Origin of the sequence: Coprococcus sp. OM04-5BH (assembly GCF_003482105.1) — a bacterium.
Taxonomy (GTDB): Bacteria; Bacillota; Clostridia; order Lachnospirales; family Lachnospiraceae; genus Coprococcus.
Window position 1 is genome coordinate 84,725 of sequence record NZ_QULM01000003.1, and the last position, 14,030, is coordinate 98,754.

At 43.2% G+C, this 14,030-nt stretch carries 10 protein-coding genes; all 10 read left to right on the plus strand.

Translation table 11 applies throughout. From position 1 onward, the window contains the following. The 10 genes from DXB54_RS07635 to alr all read left to right on the plus strand — a co-directional run bounded on the left by DXB54_RS07635 (position 1) and on the right by alr (position 13,996). Positions 1 to 813 carry a cell division protein FtsQ/DivIB gene (locus DXB54_RS07635; protein WP_021937532.1) on the plus strand — a complete coding sequence of 271 codons (813 nt, stop codon included), beginning with the start codon at positions 1 to 3 and terminating at the stop codon, positions 811 to 813. 136 nt (positions 814 to 949) lie between these two features. Continuing rightward, complete coding sequence (gene ftsZ, locus DXB54_RS07640) at positions 950 to 2,188, plus strand: cell division protein FtsZ (protein ID WP_118694786.1); 1,239 nt, start codon at positions 950 to 952, stop codon at positions 2,186 to 2,188. A gap of 253 nt (positions 2,189 to 2,441) precedes the next feature. Continuing rightward, positions 2,442 to 3,275, plus strand: a complete 834-nt coding sequence (locus tag DXB54_RS07645; protein WP_199708743.1) for a PP2C family protein-serine/threonine phosphatase — start codon at positions 2,442 to 2,444, stop codon at positions 3,273 to 3,275. A 300-nt stretch (positions 3,276 to 3,575) separates the two neighbouring features. Next, entirely contained in the window at positions 3,576 to 4,670 is a 1,095-nt protein-coding gene (locus tag DXB54_RS07650) for an FHA domain-containing protein (protein ID WP_118694788.1), read from the plus strand. Positions 4,671 to 4,713: 43 nt separating this feature from the next. After that, positions 4,714 to 6,780, plus strand: coding sequence for a protein kinase domain-containing protein (locus DXB54_RS07655; protein WP_118694789.1), 2,067 nt, complete (start codon positions 4,714 to 4,716; stop codon positions 6,778 to 6,780). Positions 6,781 to 6,859: 79 nt separating this feature from the next. Further along, complete coding sequence (locus DXB54_RS07660; protein ID WP_118694790.1) at positions 6,860 to 8,878, plus strand: serine/threonine-protein kinase; 2,019 nt, start codon at positions 6,860 to 6,862, stop codon at positions 8,876 to 8,878. Between the two features lie 76 nt (positions 8,879 to 8,954). After that, positions 8,955 to 10,424 (plus strand): ATP-binding cassette domain-containing protein, encoded by a 1,470-nt coding sequence (locus DXB54_RS07665; RefSeq protein WP_021939195.1) that lies wholly within the window; start codon positions 8,955 to 8,957, stop codon positions 10,422 to 10,424. A gap of 19 nt (positions 10,425 to 10,443) precedes the next feature. Continuing rightward, the gene (locus tag DXB54_RS07670; protein ID WP_118694792.1) at positions 10,444 to 11,310 is read left to right on the plus strand and encodes an ABC transporter permease; all 867 of its coding nucleotides are present in this window, start codon (positions 10,444 to 10,446) and stop codon (positions 11,308 to 11,310) included. A 1-nt stretch (position 11,311) separates the two neighbouring features. Next, positions 11,312 to 12,817 carry an NAD(P)H-hydrate dehydratase gene (locus DXB54_RS07675; RefSeq protein WP_118694793.1) on the plus strand — a complete coding sequence of 502 codons (1,506 nt, stop codon included), beginning with the start codon at positions 11,312 to 11,314 and terminating at the stop codon, positions 12,815 to 12,817. A gap of 18 nt (positions 12,818 to 12,835) precedes the next feature. Continuing rightward, on the plus strand, positions 12,836 to 13,996 hold the full coding sequence (alr, locus tag DXB54_RS07680; RefSeq protein WP_021939198.1) for an alanine racemase: 1,161 nt from the start codon (positions 12,836 to 12,838) through the stop codon (positions 13,994 to 13,996). The last annotated feature ends 34 nt before the right edge of the window (positions 13,997 to 14,030 follow it).

Here is a 14,030-nt window from a genome sequence, read left to right on the forward strand (position 1 = left end):
ATGGATAGAGAAGAGAAGTTAAGGGAAAAGAAAAATACGAAAACTTCATCAGAACGACAGGAGACTGCAGAAAGAAAAAGGGAGAAGAAAAAGATCCCTTTCTTCCTTAAGGTGGTACTTATAGTGCTGGCAGTGATTCTTGTTTTATGTATCGGAGTGGTGGTTTATATCCAGTCAAATTACAAGCTGGATAAGGTACAGGTGGTGGGGAATGTCCATTACACCGAGGAGCAGATAATAGACATTTTCTCCAAGGAAAAAAACATGAACAATACAGTTGTGTTTTATTTTGAGAACAAATGGCATCCTGTTGAAAATGTCACTTTCATAGACAAGTTTGAAATCGAGATGATAGACAAGAATACCGTTACCATTACCGTGTATGAGAAATCCATGGCGGGCTGTGTAATGTATATGGATGAGTATGTTTACTTTGACGATAATGGCGTGGTGCTCGAAACGTCTTCGGAGAAGTTGAGCGATGTTCCCTGCATACAGGGGCTTAATTTCAAGAGGATAGTGCTGGGAGAGAAGCTTCCGGTGACAAATGATGATATGTTCAAACGTATTCTTACCATGACCCAGCTTATAGACAAAAATGATCTTCTTATAGATGAGATACGTTTTAATAAGGATAAGGAGATTATCTTAAGGAAGGATAATATAAAAATTCAGCTGGGCTCAGGAACAAATCTTGAAGATAAGCTCATGAACCTTGGTAACATTCTGGAAAAGATACAAGGAAAAAAAGGTACTCTGGATATGTCAGATTATACTGCAGAAAGTGGAAATGCCATTTTTAAGGAAAATTAAAGAAAATAACTGTTGAAATTTTCAAGGAAAAATCGTATTATGTTAATACGAATGCACTATAGGGGTATAATGCATTTGTATCAAATGATAATCAGACAGTTAGTAAAATAATAAATTAATTAAGGAGGACGTAACCTTGCTCGAAATAAAATCAAACGATGAAAAAACACCAGCAAGAATTCTTGTCATAGGAGTTGGAGGAGCTGGAAATAATGCAGTTAACAGAATGATTGATGAAAATGTTGAAGGTGTGGAGCTTATTGCCATCAATACAGATAAGCAGGCACTTTCATTAAGTAGAGCTACAACAAAGATCCAGATAGGCGAGAAGCTTACAAAGGGTCTTGGTGCCGGCGCAAAGCCTGAGATTGGTGCCAGTGCAGTGGAAGAAAATAGAGAAGAGATTTCAGACATTATCAAGGATGCCAACATGGTATTTGTAACATGCGGTATGGGCGGTGGTACCGGCACAGGTGCTGCTCCTGTAGTTGCAGAGATGGCAAGAAATCTTGGTATACTTACAGTCGGTGTTGTAACAAAGCCTTTCAGCTTTGAAGGTAAGCCTCGTATGAAGAATGCTCTCGAAGGTATAGAGAGACTTAAGCAGAATGTAGATACACTTATTGTTATCCCTAACGATAAGCTTCTTCAGATTTGTGATAAGAGAACAAGTATTCCTGAAGCCCTTAAGAAGGCAGATCAGGTTCTTCAGCAGGGTGTCCAGGGTGTTACAGACCTTATTAACAAGCCTGGTCTTATCAACCTTGACTTTGCTGATATCCAGACAGTAATGAGAGATAAGGGTATTGCCCATATCGGTATCGGTTCGGCCAGTGGTGAGAACAAGGCTGTTGATGCTATCAAGGAAGCCATGGATTCACCATTACTTGAGACAACTGTTTCAGGTGCTTCAGATATCATTGTCAACTTCTCAGGTAACATTGGTATTGTTGAAGCCTATGACGCTGTTACATATCTTACAGAACAGGCAGGAGACGGAGTTAATATCATCTTCGGTACAGTTGATAATGATAACATGGGTGAGGAGATCAGCATTACAATTATTGCCACAGGTCTTGAGAGATCTTCATCAGCTATTCCTGTATCGGTTGCCCAGACATATGTAGAGCCTGCACACAAGGCTGCTGAGACAGTAAGTCCTGCACCTACATACAACGGTCAGAGACTTGGCTCAGGCATTACAAAGCCATCGTTTATGACAGATACTGCAACATCACAGGCAGCAGTTAAGCCTGCACAGACAACTGCTCCACAGACAGTAGCTGCCAAGCCTGCCGCAACACAGCCGGTAAGACCTACAGTCCAGCCTAATAATGACGGAATAAAGATCCCTGATTTCCTTAAGAAGAGATAAATTCTACATTGGAATATCGGAGATCAGGTTTATAATATTTAATAAAAAGCGGAACACGGATTTTTTCCTGTTCCGCTTTTTTTACTTGCCATACTGTAAAAAAACATATAAACTTATAGATGGATTTTTCTGTAAAAAAATTATCTTTTATGATGATAATATAAAAAGGCAGGAAATACGGATAAGCGGATAATAAGCCATATAGATGAGTGATATGGAGAGGCACAAGTCCGTGTATGAAAGGTTATTTGGAATGGATAAAGATGAAAAGGTAGAACAGGTTGAACAATCAGAGCTTTATGATTACTATAAAGAGATGATGTCCGATGCCCATAAACATATACTGATAGGAACAGACAGTGTTCTGGGAACCAGAGATAACCAGGAGGACGCTGTCATATTTGACTGTGAAGATGATCGCTGCATGGCGGTACTTTGTGATGGCATGGGTGGATTGAATAAGGGTGAGGTGGCCAGTAACACCACTGTAAGTACTTTACTTGAGGACTACAAGGGTGCCCGGCCTATAGAGAATTACCCGGAATTTTTTTATAATGAAGCGGTTAAAATTGACAATATAGTACATTCTCTAACAGATGAACAGGGAGAGCGACTGGAGTGCGGTTCCACAATGGTTGCCGTTGCTATAGATGGCGACAGGCTGTATTGGTTGAGCGTTGGCGACAGCAGGATATATATTATCAGAAACGAGCAGATCATGGTTGTGAACGAAGAACACAATTATGAAACAAAGCTCAATAAGCTTCTTATGGCAGGTCAGATAGACATGGAGATCTACAGCACGGAGATGAAGCGGGGGGCAGCCCTTACAAGCTTTATAGGAATAGGAAATATAAGTCTTATGGATATAAATAATGATCCTTATATCCTTGAGGATGGAGATATAATATTGCTTGCCAGTGATGGTTTGTACAGAAAAGTGAGTGAGGATATCATATTGGATGTGCTTGATAATTCGGGAGCAGATCTTAAACTTGCAGCCACAAGGCTTACATCAAAGGCAACAGAACTTACGGTGAAAAGCCAGGATAACACAACAGTGGCATTGATACTGTATAAGAAGTAGATGAAAACGATATATAACTATTAAGCATGTAGCTTCAGCCCTTTGCCGGAGGAAGCACCAAGTGTCGAAGACACACTTTAAATGGTGCTGACGAACTGCCGCCGAGAGATTGTGCCCATGCGTTTAAAACGCATATTGGCGTTACCTGTAATGCGAGGCGGCAATACCAGGCAGGCAAATTTTAAATGGGCTGATGTTCAATGGATGTGTCAGGTTTTAAAAAAACCTGACATGTAGCTTCAGCCCTTTGCCGAAGGCAAATTTTAAATGGGCTGATGTTCAATAGGAGCGGGGATAAATATGAAATTAGTAAAATGTTCAAATGGTCATTTCTATGATGCCGAAGCAAATGTTACATGTCCTTATTGTGATGATATGGACAAAGATAATAAAACAGTACAGGATGATTCATCAATGATATATGGTGAAAGACATAATGCAATTCCGGGACGGACAGGAATGCCGCAAATGCCAAAGCCGGGTCAGGCATCACAAATGTCTGCTATGCCACAGCCGCCGGTAATGAACAATGTACCGCCGGTACCACCGAATATGCCACATCCGCTGGTAATGAACAATGTACCGCCGGTGCCACCGAATATGCCACAGCCGCCGGTGATGAACAATGTACCGCCGGTACCACCGAATATGCCGCAGCCGCCGGTGATGAACAATGTACCGCCGGTACCACCGAATATGCCGCAGCCGCCGGTGATGAACAATGTACCGCCGGTACCTCCATATATGACCGGGATGACCCAGGCAGCACCGGTTACCCACGCACAGATGGGAAATATATCGAATATGCCGCAGACACCGGTAATGAACAATATACCGAATATGCCGCAGACACCGGTAATGAACAATATACCGAATGTGCCGCAGACACCGGTAATGAACAACGTACCGAATATGCCGCAGACACCGGTAATGAATAACGTGTCGAATGTGCCGCAGACACCGGTAATGAACAACGTACCGAATATGCCGCAGACACCAATGATGAACAATGCGTTGCCGGCAGTTCATCAGACCGCGGAGATTCCCGGCATGCCTGTTACAGGATGGCTGGTATGTATCTGCGGGGAAGCAAAAGGGAAGAGCTACAATATAGTCAGTGGTCTTAACTATGTGGGTAGAAGAAAAGATATGGATATCTGTATTGAAGGCGATATAAGCATATCCAGATACAGACATGCTGTAGTAGAGTACAGTGAAGAGAGAAAAGAATTTTTGCTCAGACTCGGTGAATCAAAGGAAAAGATATATATTACCAGAGACCGGCAGAAGAGAATACTTGAGGGAACCATAAAGCTTGAAGTCTATGATGTGATTACTCTCGGAAGGACAGAGCTGATGTTTGTGCCTTTCTGTGGCGACAGGTTTACATGGTGATATTTGCATATACTAACGTGCATTACAGGAGAGAAAGATCATAATGCAGATTTGTCTTAATTGTTTAAATACATATGAAGAGGGTGTGAAGGTATGCCCTCACTGCGGTCTTGGAAACTGGAAGTATCAGGCTGCAGAGAAGACACTTGAGCTCGGTACAATGTTAAAGAGCAGATATAAGATCGGCACAGTTATCGGTGACGGTGGCTTTGGAATAACCTACAGGGCGGTGGATATGAACACAGGCAAGGGTGTTGCCGTTAAGGAGTTTTATCCAAGAGAGGTGGTTGCCAGAAGCAGTATGGACCATACCACGGTGAAGCTGGTGAACAGGGATAATACAGCACAGTTCCAGAAGGGACTTAATAGCTTTCTGGAGGAGGCAAATGGACTTGCAAGATTTAACAACACCGATAAGATTGTAAATGTATATGACTTTTTTGAGCAGAACGGCACAGCTTACATAGTTATGGAGTATCTTAGGGGAAAACCATTATCCAGATACGCCAAGGATCACGGTGGAAAGATCAGTGTAAGTGCAGCCATTAACGTGATAATGAAAATGTGTGAGGCACTGTCCTATGTTCATGGTGCCGGTATGGTACACAGGGATATAAGCCCGGACAATATATTTGTTGAGAAGACAGGTAAGATAAAGCTTATAGATTTCGGTGCCGCCAGAGAAAGCTATGGTAACGAGGAGAAAACATTATCAATTGTTTTAAAGCCTAATTATGCGCCCCCGGAGCAGTTTCGTAAGAAAAGTCGTCAGGGTCCATGGACAGATGTATATGCTCTTGGTGCCACAGTATACAAGCTTCTTACAGGCAGAACACCCGATCAGGCGATAGACAGGATAATGGAAGATGAAATGCAGGTTCCTTCCAGGTATAATCCGGAGGTTCCATTGTTTCTTGACCGGATCGTTATGAAGATGATGGCACCTAAGATAGAGGACAGATTTCAGAATTGCGATGAAGTAAGAAGAGAGATGCTCAAGCATGTCACATATAATCCTAATGCTGCTTTAGATTATGGACGCAGCAGGGGCGGTGGGGCTTCAGACACCACATCTGTAACAGGAAATTCATACAGCACCGGACAGGTGTCCATGAACAGAAGCTATCAGGCAAACAGTACCGGTAGTAGAAATTATACCGGCCAGAACGGTATGAGTGGCAGCAGGGCTTATACCGGCCAGAATGGTATGAGCGGCAGTAGGGCTTATACCGGCCAGAACGGTATGAACGGCAGCAGGGCTTATACCGGCCAGAACGGTATGAACGGCAGCAGGGCTTATACCGGCCAGAATGGTATGAACGGCAGCAGGGCTTATACCGGCCAGAACAGTATGAACGGCAGCAGGGCTTATACCGGCCAGAACAGTATGAACGGCAGCAGGGCTTATACCGGCCAGAACAGTATGAAAGGCAGCAGAAATTACGCCGCTTCGAATAATGCGAATGGTAACAGGAACTACGTCGGCGGTAATGTGAGAAGCCGGAAAAAAAGCAAATCAAGAAACATTATACTTGGAATTGTTTCCTTTGTGGTGACGGCAGTCCTGGTATTTGTAATAGTTACTGTTATAAGGAATGGCGGTAACAATTCTGGAAGCAGCGGAAGTAAGAAGGGCACCGCAGGAAATACAACATCTACCACAGGTGCAGACACTGAGATGGCATCAACTGAAGCTCCGGCATCAACCGTTGATTATGGAAGATATATTTATGACGAGGACGGGATTTTCTATGTTGATCCTGATATCTTCTATAAGAGCGGCAGCTATGTAACCGGAAACGCGGATGTTACATATGAGGTCGATACTTCAAACCCTGATAACAGCAAGGAGTATCTTGCTTTCATCGACCATGAAAACTTTAACTGTATAGATATTACCGAGGACAGCACAGGTATAAATGAGGTCATGTTTGTGGGAGACTACAGCACCGGCTTTAAGGATAAAGTCTATGCCGCTCTGACAGAAAAATATGGCGAGTATCCGGAAAGTATTGATTCGGGATATTCATGGAATACAGGGAAGATGATTGCTTACATGCTGTATGATGAGACCGATGGATATGTCTCCATATTCTATAGTATTAGTTAGGGAAAATAAAAAAACGATAAAAGAACCTGTAGGGCAGATGACAGGTTTTGTTAAATAAGTTCTGTGAAAGAGGAAATTTATGACACATTGTTTAAATTGTATGAAGGTATATGAGGGAAATTCAGAGTCGTGTCCGTACTGCGGTTACAGATACGGTACGCCGCCTAAGGCAGCATACCATATCACACCGGGAAAGCTGCTACATGAGAGATACGAGATGGGGACAGTTATCGGCGCAGGCGGCTTTGGCATAACATACCACGCATGGGATACATATCAGAATATTCCTGTTGCTATAAAGGAATATTACCCTGTGGGAACTGCCCAGAGAGCAGATAACACACTTTCTATAAGAACCTGTGAGCAGGACAAGGAAAAGGATTATGAGAAGGCTATAGAGAGCTTTCTTAATGAGGGTAGAAGCCTCATGGAGTTTAATAACGAGCCGGGGATAGTTCATGTACACGATTTCTTTGAGGAGAATAACACTGCATATATAATAATGGAGTATCTTGAGGGAAATAATCTCAGTGAGTTTCTCAGACAGCATGACAATTACGTACCGGATGACTTCGCCCTTAAGGTTATGATGTCTTTAATAAGGGCATTGGAAGCCATACATTCCAAGGGAATGATACATAGAGATATAAGTCTTGATAATATCTTTGTGTGTAAAGACTCAATCATAAAGCTTATAGATTTTGGGGCTGCCAAGAGCATGGCATTTGCCTCGGGAAAATCCATATCTGTGGTAGTGAAGCCGAATTATGCACCACCGGAGCAGTTCAACAGCAGAGGAAGTCTGGGACCATGGAGTGATATCTATGCCCTTGGTGCTACCATGTATCGTCTTGTGACAGGAACAATGCCTGTTGAGGCAATATCAAGGCTTATGGGAGATACGCTTGAACCTCCTGTAAGGATTAAGAATGGCGTGAATCCTGTGCTGAGCGATGTGATTATGAAGTGTATGGATCTGAACATAGAGAACAGATATGCTACAGTGATGGATATGAAGCGTGAGCTTATCATGGGCTTGTATGGTGCGTATAACACAGATACCTTAAGACACAGCGAGACCTATGCTGATATTCCTATTGAGCTTATATATAAAATGGGACTAAACTACAACCACCAGAACAGTGCAGCTGCAGTACAGCAGAACCGGAATATACAGCAAAACCAGGGCATGTATCAAAACCAGGGCATGTATCAAAACCAGGGCATGCAGCAAAACCAGGGCATGTATCAAAACCAGGGCATGTATCAAAACCAGAGCATGAGTCAGAATCAGCGAAGGGATCAATCGCCCTTCAGGCTTAAGGGCAGCCAGGGGGCAAATACCAACTCAATGCCGAAGTACAGCCAGCTCAGCGTGAGATTAAACAGCAGTAACGGAAACACGGGAAATAATCCAATGGGAGCAGGCGGCACTGCCATAGTAAACAACAACGGCAGTGGAAATAAGCCCGGCGGACTTTTTGAACGTATGCAGACAAATTATAAACCCAGGCCTAAAAATTCAAATGATGTATGGCCGGTGCATATGAAACCTGATAAAAACATGCAGAACATGGAGGGCAATATGAACACACAGGATAACGACGTAAGACTCTCTCCTGAAGAGATCAGGGAAATGCAGGAAAGAGAGAAAAAGGAAAGAGCCATAAAAGAGGCAAAGGAAAAGAAAATGAGGCTGATCCAGTACTACAGTGCGGCTATTGGCTTTATTGAGAATGCCAAGACTGAGACAGAGCTTGATCAGGCAATAAGGCTGCTTGAGAAATGTGGAGATTACAAGGATTCAAAGCAGCTTATAGACATGGCTCAGGATATGAGAAAAGAATATATGAGCCAGGTCAAGAACTATCGTAAATATATTGAGGATCACAAGGATCTTCTTGAGGCAAGGAAGCGTAATGAGGAGATAAAAAGGCAGGATCGTGAGTATATAGGCGGTATTCTTGCAGAGAAGAGCAAGCTTCTTGATGAGATAAGCAAGGGTGATACATGGGGCAAGAGTCCGGAACGCCATATGAGGAGGATCAGGGAAATAGATAACGAGGTCGCAATGATAAAGGCTAAGTATAAGCAGTAATTTCATATGCGAAAGATTATATAGATCCATTAAAATGAGGACCGGAAGATACCGGTACAGGAGGAAGAAAGAGAAAATGGCAGAATTGGCACACAAGAGCAAAAGGGGAAGTCTCATCATCATGATGAATGGCGAGATCATTACTAAGAAGCTCATAAAGGATAAGACATTTATAGGAAGGATAACCAATTCTCCGGATATTGATATTCAGTTAGACAGCCCGGTTTTGTCCAAGGCTCACGGAGTTATATTCCGGGAGAATGGAAAGTACTACTATGGTGACAACAACAGCACCAACGGATCTATAGTGGACGGGCAGTATATCAAGAACGGGGTAGCTCCGTTAAATGAAAGCTCCGTCATAGAGATAAAGAGCCATAACGAGAATTTTGGAGTGCTTATATTATTCTCAATGTTTGATTATTCAAGACAGAAGTGGCAGTCAAGAAATCTGTATGACGGTTCATCAGATCCTATATATATTGGACGTATGGTAGGACAAAATGACATATCTATACCATCCGTACAGATATCAAGGCAGCACGGTGTATTTACAAGAAACGGAAATGACTGGATATATCAGGATCTCAACAGTAAGAACGGTACATTCATTAACCGTAAGCTGGTGGTGAAGCCTACAGTACTTAGGGAGAATGACATAATCCAGATCGTGAACGTAAAGCTCATATTTGCAAGGGGAATGTTGATATATAATCTTCCGAATGCAGGCTGTGAGTTAAAGGTTGATAACATATCTAAGATGGTCAAATGCCCTAAGACAGATCCGTCATACAAGAAATCACCGAACCATAAGAAGTGCATCCTTGACAGGGTGAATGTAACCATTGAACCGTCAGAGTTTGTTGCAGTGCTTGGAGGCTCCGGTGCAGGAAAGACAACCTTCCTTAACTGCATAAACGGATACGAGGAGGCTACCAGCGGAGCAGTTTATATGGATGGTATCAATCTTTACGAGCACAAGGATTCCTTAAAGAAGCAGATAGGATATGTTCCTCAGGAGGATCTCTTAAGAAATGGCATAAGCGTAAGACAGACTCTTAGATATATCGCCAAGATGAGACTGCCTAAGGACGTTGACAAAAAGGAAAGAGAGAAGAGGATCGACCATACCTTCGACATGCTGGGGCTTGATGCAAAGTGTCAGGCAAGTGATGTGAAGAAGGTCAGCGGTGGACAGAGAAAGAGAGTAAGCATTGCCTCTGAGCTGGTTTCGGATCCGCCTATCCTGTTCCTTGACGAGCCTACCTCAGGTCTCGATCCTGAGACAGAGACCAATCTGATAAAGTCATTACAGGAGCTCGCCCATACTCATGAGAAGACTGTAATAGTTATCACTCATACACTTAAGAATATTGATCTGTTTGACAAGGTGCTGTTCTTCGCACCGGGAGGCAAGTTATGCTTTGCCGGTCCACCGGAGGAGGCATACGAGCTGTTCAAAGTAAGTGACATGACAGATGTATATAAGATCGTCCGTGAGTACACAGATGAATTTGATGCATATTACAGACAGACAAATAATTAAGAAGTTGAGGACAGGATAAATGGGAAAGAAAAATGAAGTGGGTGGTTTCCGTCAGATGAACATCATGATGGCGAGAAATTTCAATCTGATGTTTAACAACAAGATAAAAATGGGAATGATAGTCATATTCCCTGTGGCAATAGGCTTCCTTCTTTCGTATGTTATGAAGAAGAATACCTTTGAGTGCTTCGAGAATACATCATCAGCATTCTTCTCAATAACGAGTGCTGCGGTGTATATAGGAATGTTCAATTCTTTAACTGAGATATGTAAGGAGAGAAGTGTAGTAAAGAGAGAGTACATGACCAATATGAAGATACCTTCATACATAATGTCAATAATGCTGGTACAGGGTATTGTATGTCTCTTCCAGAGTGCCATAATGACGGCAATCTGTTACAAATGTCTCAAGTTCCCTGCATCAGATCTGTTGTTTAAGGGACATTCATTTGTGAAGTATTACATAACTATGTTTCTGATAATGTACGCTGCTGACGCCATGGGTGTGCTTATATCGTCAATAGTAAAGACAAATGAGCTTGCAAATCTCATAGCACCTATTATAATTATAGTTCAGTTAGTATTGTCAGGTGTGCTTTTTGAGCTTAAAGGTGCAGCCGAGAAGGTTTCGTACCTTACCATAAGCCATTGGGGAATGTCAGCCTTCGGTCGTCTGTCAGGGATAAATGATAAGGTTCCGAGAGCGGTATTCGAGGATACAAAGGGTATGCTCACAGCAGATATGCTTCCTGACATTTCAAAGAAATGCTATGAGGCAACAGCTTCGGGACTTGTATCTGTATGGCTGATACTTCTTGGATTTGTTGTAGTATTTGCAATCTTATCAATGCTGTTCTTAAGAAGGATAGAGAAGGATGCGAGATAATATGGAATATCTTGTTACAGCCTGTGAAATGCAGGAGATAGACAGAATAACAATAAACGAGACCGGGATACCCGGTCTTGTACTTATGGAAAGAGCGGCTTACGCTCTTTCGCAGTATATAAAGGAAAAAATAAGCAGGAATGACCGGATACTGTTTGTGGTGGAGACAGGAAATAACGGCGGAGACGGAGTTGCGGCTGCAAGGATCCTGACGCTGCAGGATTATATGGCAGACATATATGTGATCGGCGGATTAAAGAAGGAGACAGACAGCTTCATGACCCAGAGACACATTGCCGAAAATCTTGGCTTAAACTTTCTTACAGAGCTGCCGGAGAACGGATATGATGTTATAGTTGACGGCATATTCGGCGTGGGGCTTAAGAGACCTGTTGAGGGCATATGGAGAAAGGCCATAGAGACCATAAACAACATGGACGGCATGAAGATCGCCATAGACATCCCATCAGGGATAAATGGTGACAACGGTCAGGTTATGGGCTGCGCAGTAAAGGCAGATCACACAGTGACCTTTGGCAATAAAAAGCTTGGAATGGTACTGTATCCGGGAAGCGACTATTGTGGGCACATAGAGGTGTGTGATATTGGATTTCCGGAGTGTAACGTCAAGAAGGTGAGACCTAAGTACTATACTTTAGGTGAGGAGTGCATATCCTACCTTCCGGAAAGGTCAGACAGTGCCAATAAGGGAACCTGCGGCAAGCTTGCCATCATAGCAGGAAGTGCCGACATGGCCGGGGCGGCAGTGTTCTCGGTAAATGCAGCCTACAGAATGGGAGCAGGGCTTGTTAAGCTTGTGACCCATGAAAATAACAGGAACATTGTGGGAAGCCTGGCGCCTGAAGCAGTGGTTTCATATTACAATGACGAGGCATCCGCTGTTTCGGAAGCTGCGGCAGTGATCACCTGGGCAGACGCAGTTCTGGTGGGTCCCGGCATATCAACGGATGATACGGCGGAAGCTCTCATAAGATATGTTATGGCAAATGCCACATGTCCGGTGATAATAGATGCCGATGGCATAAACATCATTGCAAAAGACCGGGATATATTAAAAGACCATAAAGTGCCTGTGATAATAACTCCTCATATGATGGAAATGTCAAGACTTACAGGACGTACCATAGAAGAGCTAAAAGAAAATCAGATTTCCTGTGCAAGTGAGTGTGCAAAGGATTATAATGTTACATGTGTATTAAAGGACGCCAGAACGGTGGTGGCAGGAAGCCTTGAACGGGTATTTGTCAATACAAGGGGAAATAACGGAATGGCAACTGCCGGTTCGGGAGATGTGCTTGCCGGTATCATATCCGGTATAGTGGCAGCGGGGGTGTCAGACGATGCACTGGACTATCAGGACATGGCAGCCTTTGGAGTTACCATACATGCCCTGGCAGGAGACGAGGCAGAGGAAAGACTCGGAGTAAGGAGTCTTATGGCAAGGAACATAGTAGAATCCATAGGGAATGTTCTTAAATGCAGATAATTTGGAGGCATAAAGCAAATGGATAAGGTAAACAGAGTAGAGGCTGATATCAACCTCGATAATATACGGGATAATGTGAAGATGATGAAGGCATGTGTAAGGGAGGATATGAAGCTTCTGGCAGTTATCAAGGCTGACGGATACGGACATGGGGCTGTTACCCTTGCAAGGGCTCTTGATGATCTTGCAGACTTCTATGCAGTGGCATGTATCGATGAGGGAGTGGAGCTTAGAAAAGCCGGAATAGAAAAGCCGATACTCATACTTGGTTATACAGATCCTACATCCTACGAGGACCTTATTAAGAATGACATAAGGACAGCATTTTACGATGTGGACAGGGCGAAGAAATTGAGTCTTGTTGCACAGAAGCTTAATATGACCGCGAAGATCCATATTAAGATTGACACAGGAATGGGAAGGATAGGCTTCCCGTGTGACGAAGCTGGCATGAAGGAGATCCTTGAGATATCAAAACTCCCTAATATAGAGTGCGAGGGAATATTCACCCATTATGCCAAGGCTGATGAATATGACAAGACCTCTGCAAATGAACAGCTTAAGAAATTCAGATGGATGATAGCCCGTCTTAAGGAAAATGGCCTTGATATACCTGTAAAGCATATAGCTAACAGTGCCGGAATAATGGAGATGGACAATGAAGGCTTTGACATGGTAAGGGCAGGAATTGTAATATACGGACTCTACCCGTCAGAGGAGGTAGACAAGAATATTGCGAAGCTTAAGCCTGCCATGGAATTTGTATCAAGAGTCATCCATGTAAAGGATGTGGAGCCGGGAACAGGAATAGGCTACGGCTGGTCATTTATAGCAGACCACCCCATGAAGATAGCCACAGTGTCCTGCGGTTATGCAGACGGATATCCAAGGGCACAGTCCAATATCGGAAGAGTCATAATCCATGACAGATATGCCCCTATAACAGGAAGGGTATGTATGGACCAGTTTATGATAGACGTTACCCACATACCGGATGTTAAGGTGGGAGATGAGGTTGTCCTCTTTGGAAGAAGGGGAGACTGTGAGATCTCTGTGGAAGAAGTGGCAGAGCCTGCCGCAAGCTTTAATTACGAGCTTGTATGTAATATAGGAAGACGTGTTCCAAGGGTATACATAGAAAACGGCAGGAAGACATCCACAGTAAATTATCTCCTGTAGATAAAGTGCACACAACTGAATAAATCTCATTTCG